Source organism: Clostridium sp. (assembly GCF_034179595.1).
Taxonomy (GTDB): Bacteria; Bacillota; Clostridia; order Clostridiales; family Clostridiaceae; genus Clostridium.
Window position 1 is genome coordinate 68,723 of record NZ_JAXFPT010000067.1, and the last position, 21,370, is coordinate 90,092.

Consider the following 21,370-nt stretch of genomic DNA (forward strand, 5'->3'; position numbering starts at 1 on the left):
AAGAGGCATTAAGCCTCTTTTTATTTTAGCTTGATTTTTATGAGAATTATTGTTGCAAAAAATATTGAAAAGTGTTTATATAATAAGTAAGAAAGAAAAAATTTTGGAGGAAATATGAAGGGAAAAATAATTAAAGGCATAGGTGGATTCTATTATATAAAAACAGATAATGGGATAATAGAATGTAAAGCTAGAGGAAAGTTTAGGCATAAATTACTTAAACCTATGGTTGGAGATAATGTAGAGATTTTAATAGAAAATGGAAAGGGAACTATCGAAAAAATAGAAGAGAGAACTTCAGAACTTATAAGACCTACAGTTGCAAATGTAACACAAGCATTTGTAGTCTTTGCTATAAAAAATCCAGATTTAAATTTTGATTTATTAAATAGATTTTTAGTGCTTTGTGAGAGTAACAATATAAAAGCAATAGTAGCTTTAAATAAAATCGATTTAGTAAGTGAAGAAGAAAAAAGAGAATTAAAAGAAAAAATCAATGCTATAGGTTATGAAGTATTATTTATAAATGCCAAAGAAGGTATAGGTGTAGATGATTTAAAAAATAGGTTGCAAGGAAATGTAACGGTTTTATGTGGCCCTTCAGGAGCAGGAAAGTCAACACTTATAAATACTCTTACAGATAGACTACATATGGAAACAGGAGAAGTTAGTGAAAAAATTGGTAGAGGAAGACATACTACAAGACATAGTGAGCTCATAGAAGTATCAGATGGTTATATTGTTGATACTCCAGGTTTTTCAACTTTAGATGTAACATTTATAGATAAAGAAGAGTTAAGATATTGTTTCCCAGATTTTGATCATTACAATAATGAATGTAAATATAGAGGGTGTCTTCACTACAAAGAACCTGGGTGTGCAGTTAAAGAAGCTGTAGAAGAAGGAAAAATTAATAAATATAGATATGAATTTTATATAAGGACATTAGAAGAGATATTAAAGGGGAGGAAGTATTAATATGATAAAAATAGCACCATCAATTTTATCATCAGATTTTTCAAGACTAGGGGAGGAAATAGAACTTTTAGACAAAAGTGATGCAGATTTTATACATATAGATGTTATGGATGGTTTATTTGTACCAAATATAACTCTTGGAGCTCCAATAATTAAATCTATTAGAAATAGAACTAATAAGATATTTGATGTACATCTTATGGTTGAATCACCATCTAGATATATAGATGATTTTGTAGATGCAGGGGCAGATATTATAACTATCCATTATGAAGCTGAAAAACATATAGATAGAGCAATTCAATATATAAAATCAAAAGGTGTAAAGGCGGGGGTTGTATTAAATCCAGGCACTCCAACTATATTAATCAAGGATTTAATTTCTAAACTAGATATGGTTTTAATAATGAGTGTTAATCCAGGCTTTGGAGGACAAAGTTTTATAGACTATTCTATAGAAAAAGTTAAAGAAGTAGATGAGATGAGAAAAAAATATAATAAGGATCTAATAATAGAAATAGATGGCGGAATTGGAGTAGACAATATTAAAAAGGTTAGAGAAGCTGGTGTAGATGTTGCTGTTGCAGGTTCTTCTGTATATAAAAATGGCGAAGTTATTAAAAACATAGAAGAACTTAAGAGGAATTCATAAAATGAGAGCTATAATAGTAAGTGGTGGAAATAAGCCATCAGAAAAACTATTAAAATCATATATAAATCATGAAGATATTATAATTGGAATTGATAAAGGATGCAATTCGCTATTTGATTATAATATAAAACCAGATTTAATATTAGGTGACTTTGATTCAATAAAAAAAGAAGTATTAGATTATTTTAAAAAAAGTGATGTTACTATAGAAAAGTATAAACCAGAAAAAGATTATACAGATACTGATTTAGGTTACAGAAAAGCTAAAGAAATATTTAATGCAGATGAAATTTTACTATTTGGAGCAACAGGTTCAAGAATAGATCATACTTTAGGCAATATTGGAATATTATTTAAAGCTCTTAAAGATAATATAAAGATGGAGATTATAGATGATAATAATAGAATATATTTAGTTAATAAAAATTCTGTTATTAAAAAAGAAGAGGGAAAGGTTATATCATTTCATGCATTAAGCGATGTTGTAAAAAAATTTACAATAAAGAATGCAAAATATAACTTAACTAATTATGATATGACGATTTTAAAGCCAAGAGCCATCTGTAATGAATTTTTAGATGATGATATAGAAATATCTTTTGATTCAGGAATAATTTTAGTAATGTATTCTATAGATTAAAGAAAAAAATATATAAAATAAGAACTGATATCATACTTTTTTGCATATAATGTAAAAAGGAGATGTTGGTTCTTTTTTATTAATTATTATTTTGGGGGGACATATGAAAATAATTGCTATAAAATTACCTAAATGTATATCAAGTATAATAAAATTTTTTAGAAGAAAAAAATAGAATATACATAAGAATTTAGAAAATAAAAAAAATGCAGTTGCTTATGCAATGCATTTTTTTTATTTGAACTATATTGCTCTTTCAACCTTACCAGATCTAAGACATCTTGTACAAACATGAACTTTCTTTGGAGTTCCGTTAACTAAAGCTTTTACTTTCTTTATGTTAGGAGCCCAAGTTCTCTTTGATTGACGATGTGAATGGCTATATTGAACACCTGCAACAACACCTTTGTTACAAATTTCGCATCTTCTTGCCATCTGAAAACACCTCCTTGTTAAGTGAAGATATATTTCTCTTCAATAGGACAGAATTCATTGTAACATAACATTATATAATTTTGCAAGTAGTTATTTTAAAAAAATATATATTATTTTTTATATTCTTATATAAATCTTGAATAATGGGAAGTTCTAAGATAAAATATAAATATGATATAGCATAAGTATAATTATGATATAGTATGAGGAGGAATACTAATGGTAGGATTTTCAAAAGAAAATGGAAAAGTTCATTACTCAGATGAAGTCTTAGCTAAAATTGTTGGTTTATCAACAATGGAATGTTATGGTGTAGTAGGAATGGTTTCAAAGAATGCTACAGAAGGTCTTTGGGAACTAATTGGAATAGAGCATTTTAACAAAGGGGTTAAGATAAGTATTAACGATGAAGATAAATTAGATATTGAATTATTTGTTATGGTTGAATATGGAACAAAAATATCTGTTATAGCAAACAACATAATTCAAAAAGTACGTTATAATGTAGAAAACTTTACTGGATTAAAGGTATCATCAATTTCGGTAAACGTTCAAGCGGTAAGAGTCTAGGAGGTAAACGACTAATGGAATTTAATAAGATAAACGGCCGTGATTTTTATAACATGGTAGTAAATGCAAGCAACAGACTAGCTGAAAAAAGTGATTATGTTAATGCATTAAATGTATTCCCAGTACCAGATGGAGATACAGGAACTAACATGTCAATGACTTTTAAAGCTGCTGTAAAAGAAATAGAAAATATAGACTCAGATTCTATAGCAGAAGTTTCAAAAAAGCTTGCGAAAGGTGCATTAATGGGTGCAAGAGGTAACTCAGGAGTTATCCTTTCACAAATTTTAAGAGGAATTTCAAAAGGATTAGCTGACTTTGAAGAAGTTTCAGCTAAGGATTTTGCAAATGCATTACAAGAAGGATCAAATTCAGCATATAAAGCAGTTATGAGACCAACTGAAGGAACTATACTTTCAGTTATAAGAGCAGCTGCTGAAGCTGGAATGGAGTCACATGAGCATAATGTAAAAGAACTTTTAGAAGAAGTTGTAGTTGCTGCAAAGGTAATGCTTGATAAAACACCTGAATTATTACCAGCACTTAAAAAAGCTAAGGTTGTAGACTCTGGTGGTATGGGTCTTTATATAATCCTTCAAGGTATGCTTGAAGCATTAAAAGAAGGTATAATTGCAGAAGTTAAAGATGTTAAAATTAGTGAAGGTGGCACAGAAGCTACTGGAGCTAAATCAACTGCTGATGTAGATATTAAATTTGGTTATTGTACTGAATTTATAATATTAGGCGATTCAAAATATGCTACAGAATTACAAAATGAAATTGAACCTTTAGGAGACTCAATGATAGTTGTTGGATATGATGATGTTATAAAAGTTCATATTCACACAAACGATCCTGGACTTGTTTTATCAAAGGCTGTAAAAATTGGTGAACTTTCAAAAATCAAGATTGATAACATGAGAGAAGAACATAGAGAAGTTTTAGCAGCTGAGATGAGAGAAGAAAAAGCAAGACAAGAAGAAGCTAAAAAGTATGGTTTTGTTACAGTTGCAATGGGAGAAGGAATCACAAACATATTCAAAGATTTAGGTGTGGATTATGTAATTGAAGGTGGTCAAACTATGAACCCTTCAACTCAAGATATATTAGATTGTATAGAAAAAGTTAATGCAGAAAATATATTTATATTACCAAACAATAAGAATATAATTATGGCTGCAACACAAGCACAAGAAATATCAGAAAAGAATGTAATTGTAATACCAACTACAACTATTCCACAAGGTATAACTTGTGTATCAATGTTTAATAGAGATGCAGAACCAGAAGAAAATGAAGAAGAATTAAAAGAATTAATGCAATCTGTTAAAACAGGTTCAGTAACATATGCTGTTAGAGATACTGAAATTGATGGAATAAATATCGAAGAAGGTAATATGCTTGGACTAATAGAAGGAAAGATCAAAGAAGTTGGAGAAGATAAATTTGATGTTGCTTCTAGAGTACTTGAAGATATGATTGATGATGACAGTGAACTTATAACTGTATTTTATGGAAAAGATGTTTCAGAAAATGAAGCAAATGAATTTATAAGTGAATTAGAAGAAAAGTATGAAGATTGTGATATACAATTGTATAAAGGAGATCAACCTTTATATTATTTCTTAATGTCAGTAGAGTAAATATATTGATTTTAAAAAGCACCGTAAGGTGCTTTTTATATTTTTAAAGAAAGGGTGGAAATATATGAACATTTATACCGAAGTCGGTAATATAAAAGGTGTTGGGCCAAAGATGGCAGAAAGGCTAAATAAAGTAGGTATATTTAGTATATTTGATCTTCTTTTGTATTTTCCAAGGGATTATGATTTTGTAAATGGAAATAGTGATTTAAAAGAAATAGATGAAGATAGTAGACAGATATTATCTTGTGTTATGGTAAAATCAAAAGGTGATTTTAGAACAAAAACAGGGAAAATAATAACCAACATAGAATTTAACTACAATGGAAAGGTTGTAGTAGGAAAGTGGTTTAATCAACCATACATAAAAACTAAATTTAGAAAAGGTGAAGTTTATAATTTATTAGGTAAGTATAAGCGTGTTGGAAATATACTTGAAGTTACTAATCCTCAAATTAGTTCTAATGAAGCACTTGAAGGTAAGATACTACCTAAATATTCTTTAAAAGGAGAACTTACTAATAATTTTTTAGTTAAGATAATAGGTCAAGTTTTAGACGCTATAACTTTATCTGAAAATTTACCATTAGATATAGTTAAAAAGTATAATTTGATTTCATTAGATGAGGCTATGAGAGAAATTCATTTTCCGAAAGGAAAAGGCAATTTAGAAAAAGCTATAGAAAGATTAAAGTTTCAAGAATTATTTACTTATTCAATGAAGTTACTTATGCTTAAACAAAAATCAAGAATAAAAAATGGTATAGGTTATAATTGGTCTGATGAGCTTAATGATTTAAGAGAATCTCTTCCTTTTAGTTTAACAAATGCCCAAGCTAAGGTTGTAAGAGCTATATTAAAAGATCAAAAGTCTTTATATCCAATGAATAGATTAGTTCAAGGGGATGTTGGGTCTGGAAAAACCATAGTAGCTTTAATTGCTATATTTAATGCTTATAAAAATGGATATAAGTCAGCATTTATGGCTCCTACAGAAATTCTTGCAAATCAACATTACAAAGAGGCTAAAAAGATTTTTGAAGGATTTAATATTGATATTGAACTTCTAACTGGAAGTACACCAATTAAAGAAAAGAGAAGAATAAAAGAGAGGATAAAAGAAAATGAACCTTTAGTTTTGATAGGAACTCATGCATTAATTCAGGAAGATGTTGAATTTAATAAATTAGGCCTTGTTATAACTGATGAACAACATAGATTTGGAGTTGAACAAAGAAGTAAGCTTATAAATAAAGGAAAAAGAGCAGATGTATTAGTTATGACAGCAACTCCAATTCCAAGAACTTTAGCACTTTATGTTTATTCAGATTTAGATGTTTCAGCTATAGATGAACTTCCACCTGGAAGAAAGAAAATAGATACTAGATTCTTTAAAGATGATGAGAGAGATAATGCTTATATATTAGCATTAAGTGAAATAAATAAAGGAAGACAGATATATATAGTATGTCCTCTTATAGAAGAAGATGAAAAAGCACAATTAAATTCAGTTCAAAGTGTATACGAAAAATTAAATAATGGAATATTTAAAGATATCAAAATTGAATATTTACATGGAAAAATGAAAGCAGAAAAGAAAGATGAAATTATAAATAGATTTAAAGATGGAACTACTAAAGTCTTGATATCAACTACTGTCATAGAAGTTGGAGTAAATGTTCCAAATGCATCAGTTATGATAGTTGAAAATGCTGAAAGATTTGGATTAGCACAACTTCATCAATTGAGAGGTAGAGTTGGAAGAGGAGAATATGAGTCTTATTGTATATTAATTGCAAAGGCTAAAAGTGAAAATACTAGAAAAAGAATGGAGATACTTACAGAGTCTACAGATGGTTTTTATATAGCAGAGCAAGATTTAAAGCTTAGAGGTTCAGGAGAGATGTTTGGAGTAAGACAAAGTGGAGATGAAGGGTTATTACTAGCTAATTTATATAATGATATGAAAATACTTATAAAGGCTAGAGAAGAAGCAAACAATGTTTTAACAAGTCTAAGTGAAGAAAATAAGTTGCTTATAAAAGAAATAAAAAGTAATCTAGAAAAAAGTAGCAGATATATATGTTTTAACTAATTATAAATTGTATAAAAAAGTTGATTATGATAGAATAAGATAGATATAGCACTAAGGAGGATAAAGATAGTGAGAATAATAGCAGGAAAAGCAAGAGGTCGTAAAATATTATCACCAGCGACATATGAAACAAGACCAACTTTAGATAGAGTAAAAGAAGCCATGTTTAGTATGATTCAAGGATATATACCAGATGCAAGAGTTATAGATGTTTTTGCAGGAACAGGAAGTTTAGGGCTAGAAGCAGCAAGTAGAGGCGCTAAGGAGTGTTATTTATTTGATAAAAGTGAAGTAACTTTCCCACTATTAAAACAAAATGTTGAAAATCTTAAATTTACAGATTTTTGTTATCCACTAAAGACAGATGCATATGTAGGCCTTAAGATGCTTGCAAGTAAAGGAAAACAATTTGATGTGATTTTTATAGATCCGCCTTATTGTAAGGAAATGATCCCAGAAGCAATAAAGATAATAAAAGATAATAATTTACTAGATGAAGATGGTATAATAGTTACAAAAATAGATTCTATAGAAGAGATATACGAAGGATATGAAGATATTAAACTTACAAGAAGCAAAAAATATGGAAATACAACAGTTTGTTTCTATAGAATTCAAGGAGAAGAATAATGAAATCTGCGATATATCCAGGAAGTTTTGATCCTATAACTAATGGACATTTAGATATTATAAAAAGGGGAGCTAAAGTATTTGATAAAATTATAGTTGCTGTCCTTATAAATGTAGAGAAAAAAGGATTATTTGATATAAAAGAACGTGTTGAGCTTATAAAAAGAGTTACTGAAGATATTGGAAATGTTGAAGTTGTAAGCTTTGAAGGGTTACTTATAGATTTAGTTAATGAAAAAGGAACTAATGTAATACTTAAAGGTTTAAGATCAACTATAGATTTTGAGTATGAATTACAAATGGCCCTTATGAATAATAAATTAGACAAAAATATAGAAACTTTATTTATGACAACTTCTACTGAGAATTCATTTATAAGTTCATCAGCAGTTAAGCAGATAGCTAAATTTGGAGGAAGTATTGAAGGGTTAGTTCCAAATAGCATTATTAAAGATATTGAAATGAAAATTAAGTAGGGAAGATAGGGGTGTTTTAAAATGAATAGACAAGAAACTAATGTTATTGAGATTTTAGAATATCTACAAGAGCGTTTAGAAGATTCACCTAAGGTACCTATGAGTGGAAAAGTTATGGTGGATAAAAGAGAATTTATGGATATTTTAGATGATATAATAAATAATTTGCCAGACCAATTTAAAAAATCTACATGGGTAATGAAAGAAAGCGATAGAATAATTGCAGAAGCTAAAAAAGAAGCTCAATCATTAAAAGAAGAGGCACTAGAAATTGCAAGACAAAATTTAGAAAATCATGATTTTTCAAAGGAAGCAAAGATTAGAGGACAAGAAATTCTAGCAGCAGCAAATAGAGAAGCTAAAAATATGAGAATTGGCGCTAGAAATTATGCTGATGAAATATTATCAGAACTTGATAGGGAATTAGAAAAAAGAAAAATGGAGCTTATAAAATCGCTCCAAGTAAGTTTTGAAGATACAGCAAAAGAGATTGATGAAAATCTTACAAAAGCATGCTCAGTTGTAAAAGAAAATATTAGAGAATTAAGAGAAATACAATAATATTTTCTTAAAAAATTTTAAAATTAGAGGGATTGCCATAAGTATTAATAATGACACTATATAGATATATAAGCTTTTATATGAGCTATCTTTAACTATAAGTGATGATGTTTGAGCAGTCTTAAAAATAAGTTTAGATAAAGAAAAACTTACTACAAAACTAAATATACCTTGTATAAATTTTAAGGATGTATATTTAATCATATTAACGTTATTTTTGCTCATAAATGATGAGGTTTGAGCAATAGCTGACAATCCGGAAAATGATGCAAAAAAACTTATTATAGCTAATTTAAGATGTATTGAGAGATTACTTGAAGCTATTATATTACAGCCATTTGTTATTTCAATGCTTCCAAGGAAAGTCCCATATAAAGCGTTTTTAGGTATATTAAGAGATTGTTCTATGTTAAAAAATACATCAGTTATTAACTTTTGATTTTTAATTAGTGATATTATAACGGAAAATGCTATAACATAACCACATACGGAAAGTGTGGTATTAATAGCATTTTTAATAGCACTATCAATAGCAATTCCAAAATTTATATTTGAGTTTTGAATTCTCTTCTTCTTATAATTTTTATTATAAGAAGATTTTTTTATTGTTAAGATTGCAATAAAGAAAATTGATAAATAATTACTTATGAGAAGAAAATATCCGTATTTAACATTACCTAATAAAGCAGTACCTACAGCACCTAACAAAAATATAGGTCCTACATTTGAGGCGATATTTACAAGTCTAAAATATTCTTTTTTATCAATATAATTTAACTCATAAATATCTGAACTATATTTAGCACCTAAAGGATATCCAGATAACATACTTGCAACTATAGGAAAGGAACAATCAGGTGAAAGTTTAAGTGGCTTACATATAAAAGGTCCTAAAAGCTTAGAATATAGTGATATACAATCATATAAAATAAGTAAATTGCAAATTAAAGAAAAGCTAAAAACAGTTGGAATAATAGCTTTAAAACAGAGTTTACACCCTTCTATAGAGGCTTTAATAGAAGAATCAATATTAATTACAAATAAAATAATAACTATAGTTATTAAAAAACAAAATATAGAATTTTTCTTTACTTTAAGTAATTTAATAAGTGTAAATATTAAAACAAAAATTAAAATCCATAAAATAAAAATACTATTCATGAAACCACTCCCATCAATAGTATTTATATGCGTAAAATTAAGTTAAATTCTTATATATAAACGGACTTTTAATATAATCTTCTACAGGTGATATAGATTTGTTTAAAAGCGAATATGCTTTTGTACCTTGAAGATCTAATTGAAGCATTTTATTAGATGTATGTTTAGGAATTTTATTTAATATATTTATTTCAGAACTTTCTTTGATTAATTTTAATATCTTAGATCCTTTTTTATTAAAAGCAAGTGGTCTTATATATGTTATATCAGAATTTTTTATGTCTTCTATAGGGAAATTTTCAAATCCTATAAAGAATTTTGAAAGTATTCTTGATATTCTAGTATAAGTATATCTTTTACTTTTTGATTTTAATATAAGTTCATCTAATGAATTGCAATTAACTATTTCCTTTAAAATCTTATTATCAAGCCCTTCAGATATATCAGTTATATGTTTAAGAGCATCCCCGTTTGTTAAAAGTTTATATTTTAAAAATAAAAATAAAGAATCTTCAAAAACAAAGTCATAATTATTTTTTTTAAGATCTATTATCATATCTAAGCTTTCTCTTGTAATTGAGTTTTTTATATCATCTATATTTAAATTATTTTTAAAGCTTTCCCTAATTGAAGTTGCAGAAGAAAACTTAGTGCCTAAGTTAGTGTCATTATAATTATTTCCTTCTCTTTTTAAAGTAAAAGGTTTTATTTTACTATCTAATTTAAGTATTGCTTTTATGTATTCTATAGCTAAAATATTATTAGAATTTGATAATATTTCTGAAGTATTTGGACAAGATAATATAGAGCTTAAAGCATTAACTCTAGATGTATGAAATGGTAGACCTTTATCTAATTCAGCTTTTAATTTAATTTTATAATCGTTAGGTTCGTTATTTAAAATTTGAGCAATCTTTATTAGTTCATCTATTTTTCCACTTTCGCTTCCGAAGTATATATTATTTATACAATTTAAAGAGTTTAATAATTTAACACCTCCATAAGCAAAATCTTCTGCTGAAGATAATGAATATATTAGTGGAAGTTCTAACACAAGATCAACTCCATTTAAAACAGCCATCTTAGCTCTAGTGTATTTATCTATTATTGCAGGATTACCTCTCTGCATAAAATTACCACTCATTACAGAAATTATTCCATCAGATTTTGTATCTTGAATTGCTTTTTCTAAATGATATTTATGTCCTAAATGAAATGGATTATATTCTGTAATAATTCCTGTTAAATTCATAAAATAATCCTCCTAAAAATAAAGATATTCATAAGTATAACATAAAAAAATGAAAGTGGCACATTTAAAGGGAGGAAGGTTAATATTCAGAAAATTCTTAGTATTATAAATTTAAAGAATTCTAATTAAGGCAAAAAAAATAGGTGTTAAAGGTTGAAAATATCAGTTAATTAGGAGTATAGTAGTATGTGGAGATACATACGGATCTTTGAAAGGAGAAATGAACATGGAACTTATGAAAAAGATATGGGAGTCTGCTAAAGCTGATAAAAAGAAGATAGTTCTTCCAGAAGGAAGCGAAGCTAGAACAGTAGTTGCAGCTCAAAAAATAGCTGATGAAGGATTAGCTATGCCAATATTAATTGGAAATAAAGAAGAAATATTAAAAGCTGGTAAAGAACAAGGTGTTGAACTTAAAGGAGTAGAAATAATAGATCCAGAAGTTTCACCTAAGCTTAATGAATATATAGAAGCTTTTTATGAATTAAGAAAAAATAAAGGTATGACAATGGAAAAAGCTGAAAAGATAGTTAAAGATCCTCTTTATTTTGCTACTATGATGGTAAAATTAGATGATGCTGATGGTATGGTTTCAGGAGCTGTTCATACTACAGGAGATCTTTTAAGACCAGGTCTTCAAATAATAAAAACTGCACCAGGAGTTTCAGTAGTATCAAGTTTCTTTATAATGCTTGTACCTGGATCATCATACGGAGAACAAGGAATGCTTCTATTCTCAGACTGTGCGGTTAACCCAAACCCAACAGCAGAACAATTAGCATCAATTGCAATAGCTACAGCTGAAACTGCAAAGAACCTTTGCAAAATGGATCCAAAAGTAGCTATGCTTTCATTCTCAACAATGGGAAGTGCAGATCACGAACTTGTTGATAAGGTTAGAGTTGCAACTGAAAGAGCAAAAGAATTAAGACCTGATTTAGATATAGATGGAGAACTTCAATTAGATGCTGCTATAGTACCTAAAGTAGCTAGCCAAAAAGCTCCAAATAGTAACGTTGCAGGTAAGGCAAATGTATTAGTATTCCCAGATTTACAATCTGGTAATATAGGATATAAACTAGTTCAAAGATTTGCAAATGCAGAAGCAATAGGACCAGTTTGTCAAGGATTTGCAAAACCAATAAATGATTTATCAAGAGGATGTAGCACAGAAGATATAGTTAATGTTGTTGCTTTAACAGCAGTTCAAGCACAAGCTATAAAGTAATATTAACTAAAAATAGTATTAATAAATATTAATAGTGTTTTTAGAAAGGAGTTTTTAGGATGAAAATTTTAGTAATAAATTGCGGAAGTTCTTCATTAAAATATCAATTAATAGATATGGCTAATGAAGCAGTATTAGCACAAGGATTAGTTGAAAGAATAGGAATAGATGGAATCTTAACTCAAAAGGTTGAAGGAAGAGATAAATACGTTGTTGAAACTGACCTTAAAGATCACCAAGTAGCTATCGACTTAGTTTTAAAGACTTTAGTTGATGAAAAACAAGGTGTTATAAAATCAATGGATGAAATCTCAGCAGTTGGACACAGAGTTGTTCACGGAGGAGAAAAATATTCAAAATCTGTATTAGTTAACGATGAAGTATTAGAAAATCTTGAAGATTTAGTTAAACTTGCACCACTTCACAACCCAGCAAACATTATAGGTATTAAAGCATGTCAAGCACTTATGCCAAATACTCCAATGGTTGTTGTATTTGATACAGCATTCCACCAAACAATGCCTGCAAAAGCATTCATATACCCAGTACCATATAAGTTCTATGAAGAAGACCATGTAAGAAGATATGGATTCCACGGAACTTCTCATAAATATGTTGCAGGTGAAGTTGCTAAATGGATGAAGAAAGATATTAAAGATCTTAAGATAATAACTTGCCACTTAGGTAACGGAGTAAGTGTTACAGCTGTAGATGGAGGGGTATCAGTAGATACTACAATGGGATTCACTCCACTTGATGGAATAATAATGGGATCAAGAAGCGGAAGTATTGACCCTGCTATAGTAACATTCTTACAAAAAGAAAAAGGATATTCAGTAGATGAAGTTAATGAAATCTTAAACAAAAAGAGCGGAGTTTTAGGAGTTTCAGGAATAGGAACAGACTTTAGAGATATAAGAGCAGCTGCTGCAAAAAATGATGAAAGAGCATTCTTAACTATGGATATCTATGGATACCAAATAAAGAAACAAATTGGTGCATATGCTGCAGCAATGGGCGGATTAGATGCAATAGTATTTACAGCAGGAATCGGAGAACATGCTCCAGAAGTAAGAATAAGAGCACTAACTGATATGGAATTTTTAGGAATTAACATAGATGCAGCTAAAAATGATAACCAAAATGTAGGCGATGGTATGGAAATTTCTACACCAGAATCAAAAGTTAAGCTATTTGTAATACCTACTAACGAAGAGTTAATGATCGCTCAAGAAACTTTAGAATTAATAAAATAGTAAATATAAATAAATTTTCTTGACTTTTTTTTCATCACTTTATATAATAAATTGTGTTTGTTCAGTAAATATTTTAAGCTAAGGGGTGAAAAAAAGCGCTTTCGCTCGAGCTATGTTGATATAAATCGACATAATGTACTTTAGTGTACGAGGATTTTTCCAGAGCATGAAGATTATGATTTTACAATTTTCTAACCTTTACTCAAGAAGAGAAAGAGAAAAAAGTATTAACTACGAATTTGAAATGGATAAGTTTCACTTTGATGGTGAACTAATTGAACCAGTTTCTAAAGTTTCTGTTGAAGGAGTAGTATCTTCAAAAGAAAGAGAGCTTGTAGTTAGCCTGCATGTTAGAACAAAGCTTAAGATTGCTTGTTCAAGATGTTTAGATACCTTTATCTATCCAATAGATTTTGAAATAGAAGAAAGGTTTACAAATGTTGACGAATCAGATAATGATGATATAATATTTGTAAAAAGTGATGAATTAGATATCACAGATTTTGTTGAAAGAGAAATAATTTCAACCTTACCGATCAAAAGACTTTGTAGTGACAAATGCAAAGGCCTTTGCCACACTTGTGGTAAAAATCTTAACATCGAAGAATGTACTTGCAATAGTCAGGATATTGATGTAAGATTAGCAGGTCTTAAAGCACTGCTTGACAATAAGGAGGTGTAAGCATGGGAAATCCAGCAAGAAAAACTTATAGAGCAAAGAGAGATTCAAGAAGAGCTCAAACTTTCAAGGCGAGCTTACCAGGAATAGTTGAATGTCCACAATGCCACGAAATGAAGCTTGCTCACAGAGTATGCAAGAACTGTGGATATTATAAGAGTAAAGAAGTAATGTCTTCAGCAGAATAAAAAAAGAAAGTCATATGACTTTCTTTTCTTTATATATAAGAAAAAAAGGGGTGAATTAGATGAAAATAGCAATAGATGGAATGGGTGGAGATAATGCACCTATGGCTGTTGTTGAAGGAGTTGTAGAGGCTCTAAAAGAATATAATGATATGGAAATCTATATAACAGGCCCAAAAGATAAAATTGAAGCTGAATTTAATAAATACACTTATCCAAAAGATAAAGTTAAAATAATAGATGCAACTGAAGTTATAAGCACAAATGAACATCCTGTTATGGCACTTAGAAGAAAAAAAGATTCAAGTATAGTAAAAGCTTTAAATTTAGTTAAATCTGGAGAATGTGAAGGAATTATATCAGCTGGAAGTACTGGAGCGTTTTTAGCAGGTTGTACTCTTATAGTAGGAAGAATAAAAGGCGTAGAAAGACCAGCTCTTGCACCTATAATGCCAGGTAGAAGAGGTAGTTTTATGATAGTAGATGCAGGTGCTAATGTTGACTGTAAACCAAACTACCTTGTTCAATTTGCTAAGATGGGAAAGATATATTATGAAAACGTCTTTAAAAAGAAAAATCCATCAGTTGGACTAATAAATATTGGAGCTGAAGAAGAAAAGGGAAATGATCTTACAAAAGCTACTTATAAACTTCTTAAAGAGGAAGATATGAATTTTGTAGGAAATGTTGAACCAAGAGATATCCCAACAGGAGATGTAAATGTATTAGTTTGCGATGGGTTTGTGGGAAATACTGCTCTTAAACTTTACGAAGGTGCAGCTATGAATTTACTTGGTATTATTAAAGATCATATTATGTCATCTTCTATGTTACCTAAGTTTGGTGCAATGCTACTTAAACCTGTGTTTAAAAATCTTATGGTAAAATTCGATTATAAAGAGGTTGGTGGAGCTCCGTTTTTAGGGGTAGATGGAATATGTATTAAAGCACATGGAAGCTCAGATGGAAAAGCATTTAAAAATGCTATAAGACAAACAAGAATATTCCATGAAGGTAAAGTAATTGATAAAATAAAAAGTGAATTAGGACAAAATAATTAAAATTTATTTTTGGTAGAATATTGACTGTATATTTAATATATAATATTATCTAAGTGAAAGGATTTCGGGAGGTGATAATATGTTTGAAAAAATTCAAGAAATCATAGCAGAAAAATTAAGTATAGATGCTGATCAAATTACATTAGAATCATCATTTGTAGATGACCTTAATGCAGATTCACTAGATATCGTAGAATTAGTAATGGCATTAGAAGATGAATTAGACATGGAAATGCCAGATGAAGATGTTGAGGGATTCAAAACAGTTGGAGATGTTGTAGAATACGTGAAAAACCACGTTGAAGAATAATAAAATCCCGCCAAAATGCGGGATTTTTAATTTTAAAAGTATGGTAGTTTATTCTTGAATTTGTTATTTTTTGAGCAAACTGAAGAATAAACTTAGAGGAGTGTAGATTATGAATAAATTAAAGTTGAAAGAATTTCAAGACACACTTGGTGTTCAGTTTACAAATCTAAGTTATTTAAAAAAGGCACTTACACATAGTTCCTTTGCAAATCAATTTAAAGATACAGAATATAATGAAAGATTAGAATTTTTAGGAGATTCTGTACTTCAATTATGTATAACAGAGTATTTATTTAAAAATTATGTAGATAAGGCAGAAGGTGAATTAACAAAAATAAGAAGCCTTATAGTATGTGAAAATTCTTTATTTGAAATAGCTAAAAGTCTTAATTTAGGTAACTATATAAGGATGAGTAAGGGAGAAGAACTTACAGGAGGAAGAAATAGAACTTCAATACAAGCAGATGCTGTAGAAGCTGTTTTAGCAGCTATATATTTAGATAAAGGATTAGAATTTACTAGAGAATTTATATTAGATAAGTTCTCAGATATAATAGAAAAGGCTATAGAAAATAAAATCATATTAGATTTTAAAACTAAGCTTCAAGAACACCTTCAAAAAAATGGTGAGGTAAACATAACATATGAATTAGTAAAGTTTGAAGGACCACCTCATAGAAGAAAATTCTTCACTAAAGTGCTTATAAATGGTGAGTGCATGGGAGAAGGTGAAGGATTCTCTAAAAAAGAAGCAGAACAAGCCTCTGCAAAACAAGCCTTAAAAAAGATGGGAGTAATAAATGAGTAAAAATTATTATATTATACCAATATTTGTACCACATGAAGGATGTCCTCATAACTGTGTATTCTGCAATCAAGATAGAATAACAGGGGTTAAGGATAGAGTTGATGCAGAAAAGGTTAAAAATATTATTGAAGAATATTATGAAACTATAGAAAATAAGGAAGCAACTATAGAAGTATCTTTCTTTGGTGGAACATTTACAGCTATAAGAGAAGAAAAACAAAAGGAACTTCTTGAAGTTGCTAAAAAATATAAAGATCTTGGAGTAGTACAAAAGATTAGAATGTCTACAAGACCTGACTATATAAATGATTATATATTAACTTATTTAAAAGATTATAGTGTTGATATAATAGAACTTGGGATTCAGTCATTAGATGAAGAAGTACTTTTAGCAGCTGGAAGAGGTCATAGTGTTTCAGATGTAATTAATGCGTCAAAGCTTATTAAAAAGTATGGAATAACTCTAGGACATCAATTAATGCCAGGACTTCCAAAGTCAACTCCAGAAAAAGATATAAAAAGTGCAATTGATTCAATAAAGATGGAACCTGATATAGTTAGAATATATCCATCTCTTGTAATTAAAGATACACCTATGGAGATTATGTATAAAAGAGGAGATTATTCTCCATATACATTAGATATGGCAGTAGAAGTTAGTAAAAAAATATATAACATGTTTAATGAAAAAGGAATAAATGTTATAAGAATAGGACTTCAACCTACAGAAACAATAAATGAAGGCGGAGATATAATAGCTGGACCTTTCCACCCTGCATTTAGAGAACTTGTTGAAAGTAGCTTAATTTTAGATAAAATCAAAGAGAATGTAAGTAGTAAGAATTTTGAACTATTAGTAAATAGTAAAGATGTAAGTAAACTTTATGCTAATAAAAAAGTATACTTTAATAAATTAAAAGAAGATGGATATAGTGCTAATGTAAAGATAACTGATGAAGTTAAAAGAGGTACTATAATTATTAAAGATAAAACAGAAAAGAAAATAACTATTTAATAAAGCGAGAGGAAACTCTCGTTTTGTTAAATAATTAGAAAATTAAAAGTTAGAGGTGAAGTAATTGAAAAAAAAGACAAGAGAAAAAATGCAAATTGCACTTGCAGTTTTTTTAGTTTTAGTATTTTTAATATCTTTAGTACCGATATTTATATAACATAGGGAGTGGAATGATTGTTTTTAAAATCTTTAGAAGTTAGAGGATTTAAATCCTTTGCTGATAAAACAGAATTTAATTTTAAAAATGGAGTTACAGCTATAGTAGGACCTAATGGAAGTGGTAAAAGTAATGTTTCTGATGCTGTAAGGTGGGTTCTTGGAGAACAAAGTATTAAAACGCTTAGAGGCGGAAAGATGGAAGATGTTATATTTGCAGGGACTCAGTATAGAAAACCAGTTGGACTTGCACAGGTTTCACTTACATTAGATAATTCAGATAAAGTACTTTTAACTCCTTATAATGAAGTAACTGTAACTAGAAGGATATTTAGATCAGGAGAAAGCGAATATCTTATAAATAATAATAAATGTAGGCTTAAAGATATAACAAATCTTTTTATGGACACTGGTATTGGTAAAGAAGGTTATTCACTTATAGGACAAGGTAAGATAGAATCTATTTTAAGTGGAAGACCAGAAGAGAGAAGAGCACTTATTGAAGAAGCAGCTGGAATTGTTAAATATAAGTCAAGAAAAGGTGAAGCTGAAAAAAAATTATCTAATACAGATGAAAACCTAGTTAGAATAAGAGATATTATATCAACTTATGAAGAAAGATTAGAGCCTTTAAAAATAGACAGAGAAAAAGCTTTAAAATTTAATGATTTATCTAATGAACTTAAAGAAAAAGAAGTATCTTTAATTGTAAATAAAATAAAACTTATAGAAGATGAATTAAGGATTTTTAATGAAGAATTACAAAAAAGAAAAACAGATTTAAATTTAAAAAGAGAAGAGTTAAAAAATAAAAAAGAACAATTAAAAGATATAGAAGAAAACATTGAAAAACTTGAAAGAAAGACTACTGATAAAAAGCTTGAGTATTTTACTAAAAAAGAAGATATAACAAGAATTAATAGTAATGTTGAGTTATTTAATGAAAGAATAAGTAATTTAGATAAGGTCATTGAAAAAAATAAATTTCAAGAATATGGACTTAATAATAAAATAAAAGATATACATAAAGAAAAGGAAATATTAGAAAAAGAGCTTTCTATAAAAAGGGTAGAACAAAAAGAAATAGAACAAGAAATCTTAAATTTAGAAAAAGAAAATAAAGAACTTAATTTAAAGATAAGTAAATTTGAAGAAGAATTTAAAAGCTTAAAAGATAGCGAATTAGAATTAATTAAGGGGAATTCTTCTTTAAAAAATAGGATAACAGAAATAAATGCACAAATAAAAAATAAACTAGAGAGAAGAGAAACTATAGTTAATTTTCTTGAAAGCAATAATAATGATATAAATATAAATAAAGCTAGTATAAATGCTTTATCTTTAAACATAGAATCAAAAGAAAGAGAATTTAAAATCTTAAAAGATGAGATTTCTTTAAATAAGCAAACTTTATTTAAATTAAATAGTAATTTATCTAAGAAAGAAAATGAATATAAAAAAGTTAGTATAATTATAAGTAAACTTGAAGCTAATAAATCAATGCTTGAAGATTTTGAAAATCAATATGAAGGATATAATAAATCTCTTAAAAATTTAATGGATAGGGTAAATAAAAATCTTACTCCACATACTAAGAATATAAATGTATTAGGAGAGATTTTTGATGTACCAAAAGGATATGAACAAGCAATAGAAATAGCACTTGGAGCTTCTATTTCAAATGTTATTACAGAAACAGAACAAGTTGCTAAAGATTTAATTAGATATTTAAAGGACAATAAGTTAGGAAGGCTTACTTTCTTACCACTTAACATAATAAATGGTAAAAAGATTAATGTTGATGATAAAATAAAAAATATAGATGGATATTTAGGAATAGCATCAGAGATAATTAAGTTTAACGATAAATATACTAAGATTATTGATTATATTCTTGGGAGAACGCTTGTTTGTTCTGATATGGATAGTGCTTTTGATATAGCAAAACAGACAGGTTATAAATATAAAATTGTAACTTTAGAAGGAGAAGTTTTAAATTCAGGAGGAGCATTAACTGGAGGAAGTATAAAGGGAAGAAATTCTAATATTTTAAGTAGAAGAAGAGAAATTGAAGAAATTCAAGAAAAAATCATAGTAGAAAAAAGAAAAGTAGAAGATTTAACAAAAGAAATAGAGAAAATAAATGATGAAAGAAAAGCTATAGATGAATATATTTTAAATAATACAGATAAAATACATGGAATAAAAGTAGAAATAGCTACAGATAGAAATGAATTATCTAATTTAGAAAATACCATTAAAAAACTAAAAGATGCATCTATATCTTATAAAAGTGAAGAAAATACTATTAATTTAGAAATCTCTTCCTTAAATGAAAAACTAAATGAATTTGAATTAAAACTTAAAAAATTAGCAAGTGAAAATTCTTTAAATAAAGAAAGAGAAGCTAAGCTTGAAGAAATCTTAAATAAAGAAAAGTCATACATTAAAAATATTAATGAAAAACTTATAGAATTTAGAATAAATAATGCTTCTATTAATGAATTAATTCAAACTAAAGTAAATGATATATCAAGAAAAGATAGTGAATTAAAAGAAAGCAATTATGAAATTATAGAAATTCAAAAAGAAAATAAAAGTTCTTTAGAAGAAATAAAAAATGCTAAAGAACAAATTAAAATAAGCTTAAATTTAATAAAAGAACATACAAAAAGATTAGAAGAATTAGAAGAAATATTTAAAGAAGATGAAGTGGAGAAATCTTCACTTAAGGAAGAATTTAGAAAGCTTGATAGTTTAATTAGTGAAATAAGAGAAATAATAACTAAAGAAGAGGGAGAATTTAATAAAAGAGAGATTTTAAAAGTTAAAAGTGAAATGCAAATAGAAAATCACTTAAAAAAGCTTAACGAAGAAATGAATTTAACTTATGCTGAAGCTACTGAAATTTCAAAGCCTATAGATGATATAGCAAAATTTAAAGAAAGTATAAATTCAATTAAAAGAAAAATATCTTCTTTAGGAACTGTAAATCTTAAAGCTATAGAAGAATATGAAGAAGTTAAAGAAAAATATGAATTTATGTTTACCCAAGAACAGGATTTAGAGAAGGCAAAAGAAGAACTTATTTCAGTTATAGAAGAAATGACTTTGAAAATGAAAGGGATTTTTAAAGAGAATTTTAAAATATTAAATCAAAAGTTTGATGAAACATTTAAAGAGTTATTTAAAGGTGGAACAGCTGAACTAATTTTAGGAGAAGGCGATGAACTTACAGCAAATATAGAAATAAATGTTATGCCACCTGGTAAAAAGCTTCAAAATATTAATCTAATGTCAGGGGGAGAAAAAGTATTATCAGCAATAGCTTTGCTTTTTGGTATACTTAAAATGAAACCAACTCCATTTTGTATATTAGATGAAATTGAGGCTGCATTAGATGATGCAAATGTATATAGATATGCAGAGTTTTTAGAGAGATTTTCAAAAAAAGGCATTCAATTTATAGTTATTACTCATAGAAAAGGAACTATGGAAGTAAGTGATATTATGTATGGTATTACAATGGAGGAAAAAGGTGTTTCAAAGGTAGTATCAGTTGATTTAACTAAATAAATA

Annotated in this window: 21 protein-coding genes; 18 read left to right on the top strand and 3 right to left on the bottom strand. The window is 28.0% G+C overall.

Annotated features, from left to right (window positions below; all coding sequences use genetic code 11):
• Positions 1-114 precede the first annotated feature (114 nt).
• Genes rsgA through SPJ33_RS08180 form a run of 3 tightly spaced genes read left to right on the top strand, consistent with a single transcriptional unit; the run spans position 115 to position 2,270 of the window.
• The gene (gene rsgA / locus SPJ33_RS08170) at positions 115-978 is read left to right on the top strand and encodes a ribosome small subunit-dependent GTPase A (RefSeq protein ID WP_321117472.1); all 864 of its coding nucleotides are present in this window, start codon (positions 115-117) and stop codon (positions 976-978) included.
• Position 979: 1 nt separating this feature from the next.
• Complete coding sequence (rpe, locus tag SPJ33_RS08175; RefSeq protein WP_321117473.1) at positions 980-1,630, top strand: ribulose-phosphate 3-epimerase; 651 nt, start codon at positions 980-982, stop codon at positions 1,628-1,630.
• Between the two features lies 1 nt (position 1,631).
• The gene (locus tag SPJ33_RS08180; RefSeq protein WP_321117474.1) at positions 1,632-2,270 is read left to right on the top strand and encodes a thiamine diphosphokinase; all 639 of its coding nucleotides are present in this window, start codon (positions 1,632-1,634) and stop codon (positions 2,268-2,270) included.
• A gap of 243 nt (positions 2,271-2,513) precedes the next feature.
• Here the strand turns inward: SPJ33_RS08180 and rpmB are convergent, their stop codons facing one another.
• Positions 2,514-2,705: a 50S ribosomal protein L28 gene (rpmB, locus tag SPJ33_RS08185; RefSeq protein ID WP_039316116.1), complete on the bottom strand. Its 192-nt coding sequence runs from the start codon at positions 2,703-2,705 to the stop codon at positions 2,514-2,516.
• Positions 2,706-2,924: 219 nt separating this feature from the next.
• Between rpmB and SPJ33_RS08190 the strand changes: the two genes are divergently transcribed.
• From SPJ33_RS08190 to SPJ33_RS08215, 6 genes are all read left to right on the top strand, one after another.
• Positions 2,925-3,275, top strand: coding sequence for an Asp23/Gls24 family envelope stress response protein (locus tag SPJ33_RS08190; RefSeq protein WP_321117475.1), 351 nt, complete (start codon positions 2,925-2,927; stop codon positions 3,273-3,275).
• 14 nt (positions 3,276-3,289) lie between these two features.
• Entirely contained in the window at positions 3,290-4,918 is a 1,629-nt protein-coding gene (locus tag SPJ33_RS08195) for a DAK2 domain-containing protein (protein WP_321117476.1), read from the top strand.
• Positions 4,919-4,982: 64 nt separating this feature from the next.
• Complete coding sequence (gene recG / locus SPJ33_RS08200) at positions 4,983-7,013, top strand: ATP-dependent DNA helicase RecG (protein ID WP_321117477.1); 2,031 nt, start codon at positions 4,983-4,985, stop codon at positions 7,011-7,013.
• Positions 7,014-7,082: 69 nt separating this feature from the next.
• Positions 7,083-7,643: a 16S rRNA (guanine(966)-N(2))-methyltransferase RsmD gene (rsmD, locus tag SPJ33_RS08205; protein ID WP_321117478.1), complete on the top strand. Its 561-nt coding sequence runs from the start codon at positions 7,083-7,085 to the stop codon at positions 7,641-7,643.
• Positions 7,643-8,119: a pantetheine-phosphate adenylyltransferase gene (coaD, locus tag SPJ33_RS08210; RefSeq protein WP_321117479.1), complete on the top strand. Its 477-nt coding sequence runs from the start codon at positions 7,643-7,645 to the stop codon at positions 8,117-8,119. Before rsmD ends, coaD begins: the two co-directional genes overlap by 1 nt.
• Before the next feature lie 21 nt (positions 8,120-8,140).
• The gene (locus tag SPJ33_RS08215; protein WP_321117480.1) at positions 8,141-8,680 is read left to right on the top strand and encodes an ATPase; all 540 of its coding nucleotides are present in this window, start codon (positions 8,141-8,143) and stop codon (positions 8,678-8,680) included.
• Here the strand turns inward: SPJ33_RS08215 and ylbJ are convergent.
• Positions 8,663-9,841 (bottom strand): sporulation integral membrane protein YlbJ, encoded by a 1,179-nt coding sequence (ylbJ, locus tag SPJ33_RS08220; RefSeq protein ID WP_321117481.1) that lies wholly within the window; start codon positions 9,839-9,841, stop codon positions 8,663-8,665. The genes SPJ33_RS08215 and ylbJ overlap by 18 nt on opposite strands.
• Before the next feature lie 37 nt (positions 9,842-9,878).
• Positions 9,879-11,093 carry a nucleotidyltransferase gene (locus tag SPJ33_RS08225; protein WP_321117482.1) on the bottom strand — a complete coding sequence of 405 codons (1,215 nt, stop codon included), beginning with the start codon at positions 11,091-11,093 and terminating at the stop codon, positions 9,879-9,881.
• 226 nt (positions 11,094-11,319) lie between these two features.
• Between SPJ33_RS08225 and pta the strand changes: the two genes are divergently transcribed.
• The 9 genes from pta to smc all read left to right on the top strand — a co-directional run bounded on the left by pta (position 11,320) and on the right by smc (position 21,367).
• On the top strand, positions 11,320-12,321 hold the full coding sequence (gene pta, locus SPJ33_RS08230) for a phosphate acetyltransferase (protein ID WP_321117483.1): 1,002 nt from the start codon (positions 11,320-11,322) through the stop codon (positions 12,319-12,321).
• 59 nt (positions 12,322-12,380) lie between these two features.
• Positions 12,381-13,577 (top strand): acetate kinase, encoded by a 1,197-nt coding sequence (locus SPJ33_RS08235; protein WP_321117484.1) that lies wholly within the window; start codon positions 12,381-12,383, stop codon positions 13,575-13,577.
• Between the two features lie 166 nt (positions 13,578-13,743).
• Positions 13,744-14,259 (top strand): DUF177 domain-containing protein, encoded by a 516-nt coding sequence (locus tag SPJ33_RS08240; RefSeq protein ID WP_321117485.1) that lies wholly within the window; start codon positions 13,744-13,746, stop codon positions 14,257-14,259.
• A 2-nt stretch (positions 14,260-14,261) separates the two neighbouring features.
• Positions 14,262-14,444, top strand: coding sequence for a 50S ribosomal protein L32 (gene rpmF / locus SPJ33_RS08245; protein ID WP_321117486.1), 183 nt, complete (start codon positions 14,262-14,264; stop codon positions 14,442-14,444).
• 59 nt (positions 14,445-14,503) lie between these two features.
• Positions 14,504-15,502 carry a phosphate acyltransferase PlsX gene (gene plsX / locus SPJ33_RS08250; RefSeq protein WP_321117487.1) on the top strand — a complete coding sequence of 333 codons (999 nt, stop codon included), beginning with the start codon at positions 14,504-14,506 and terminating at the stop codon, positions 15,500-15,502.
• A gap of 79 nt (positions 15,503-15,581) precedes the next feature.
• Complete coding sequence (gene acpP / locus SPJ33_RS08255) at positions 15,582-15,812, top strand: acyl carrier protein (RefSeq protein ID WP_321117488.1); 231 nt, start codon at positions 15,582-15,584, stop codon at positions 15,810-15,812.
• A 109-nt stretch (positions 15,813-15,921) separates the two neighbouring features.
• Positions 15,922-16,620: a ribonuclease III gene (gene rnc / locus SPJ33_RS08260; protein ID WP_321117489.1), complete on the top strand. Its 699-nt coding sequence runs from the start codon at positions 15,922-15,924 to the stop codon at positions 16,618-16,620.
• Positions 16,613-17,635, top strand: coding sequence for an elongator complex protein 3 (locus SPJ33_RS08265; protein ID WP_321117490.1), 1,023 nt, complete (start codon positions 16,613-16,615; stop codon positions 17,633-17,635). The genes rnc and SPJ33_RS08265 overlap by 8 nt, the downstream gene beginning before the upstream one ends.
• 174 nt (positions 17,636-17,809) lie before the next feature.
• Positions 17,810-21,367 carry a chromosome segregation protein SMC gene (gene smc / locus SPJ33_RS08270; protein WP_321117491.1) on the top strand — a complete coding sequence of 1,186 codons (3,558 nt, stop codon included), beginning with the start codon at positions 17,810-17,812 and terminating at the stop codon, positions 21,365-21,367.
• The last annotated feature ends 3 nt before the right edge of the window (positions 21,368-21,370 follow it).

Excerpts from the sequence above, each read along its gene's own strand:
- rsgA (WP_321117472.1), top strand. The coding sequence starts at position 115 with ATGAAGGGAAAAATAATTAAAGGCATAGGTGGATTCTATTATATAAAA.
- rpe (WP_321117473.1), top strand. The coding sequence starts at position 980 with ATGATAAAAATAGCACCATCAATTTTATCATCAGATTTTTCAAGACTA.
- SPJ33_RS08180 (WP_321117474.1), top strand. The coding sequence starts at position 1,632 with ATGAGAGCTATAATAGTAAGTGGTGGAAATAAGCCATCAGAAAAACTA.
- rpmB (WP_039316116.1), bottom strand. The coding sequence starts at position 2,705 with ATGGCAAGAAGATGCGAAATTTGTAACAAAGGTGTTGTTGCAGGTGTT.
- SPJ33_RS08190 (WP_321117475.1), top strand. The coding sequence starts at position 2,925 with ATGGTAGGATTTTCAAAAGAAAATGGAAAAGTTCATTACTCAGATGAA.
- SPJ33_RS08195 (WP_321117476.1), top strand. The coding sequence starts at position 3,290 with ATGGAATTTAATAAGATAAACGGCCGTGATTTTTATAACATGGTAGTA.
- recG (WP_321117477.1), top strand. The coding sequence starts at position 4,983 with ATGAACATTTATACCGAAGTCGGTAATATAAAAGGTGTTGGGCCAAAG.
- coaD (WP_321117479.1), top strand. The coding sequence starts at position 7,643 with ATGAAATCTGCGATATATCCAGGAAGTTTTGATCCTATAACTAATGGA.
- SPJ33_RS08215 (WP_321117480.1), top strand. The coding sequence starts at position 8,141 with ATGAATAGACAAGAAACTAATGTTATTGAGATTTTAGAATATCTACAA.
- ylbJ (WP_321117481.1), bottom strand. The coding sequence starts at position 9,841 with ATGAATAGTATTTTTATTTTATGGATTTTAATTTTTGTTTTAATATTT.
- SPJ33_RS08225 (WP_321117482.1), bottom strand. The coding sequence starts at position 11,093 with ATGAATTTAACAGGAATTATTACAGAATATAATCCATTTCATTTAGGA.
- pta (WP_321117483.1), top strand. The coding sequence starts at position 11,320 with ATGGAACTTATGAAAAAGATATGGGAGTCTGCTAAAGCTGATAAAAAG.
- SPJ33_RS08235 (WP_321117484.1), top strand. The coding sequence starts at position 12,381 with ATGAAAATTTTAGTAATAAATTGCGGAAGTTCTTCATTAAAATATCAA.
- SPJ33_RS08240 (WP_321117485.1), top strand. The coding sequence starts at position 13,744 with ATGAAGATTATGATTTTACAATTTTCTAACCTTTACTCAAGAAGAGAA.
- rpmF (WP_321117486.1), top strand. The coding sequence starts at position 14,262 with ATGGGAAATCCAGCAAGAAAAACTTATAGAGCAAAGAGAGATTCAAGA.
- plsX (WP_321117487.1), top strand. The coding sequence starts at position 14,504 with ATGAAAATAGCAATAGATGGAATGGGTGGAGATAATGCACCTATGGCT.
- acpP (WP_321117488.1), top strand. The coding sequence starts at position 15,582 with ATGTTTGAAAAAATTCAAGAAATCATAGCAGAAAAATTAAGTATAGAT.
- rnc (WP_321117489.1), top strand. The coding sequence starts at position 15,922 with ATGAATAAATTAAAGTTGAAAGAATTTCAAGACACACTTGGTGTTCAG.
- SPJ33_RS08265 (WP_321117490.1), top strand. The coding sequence starts at position 16,613 with ATGAGTAAAAATTATTATATTATACCAATATTTGTACCACATGAAGGA.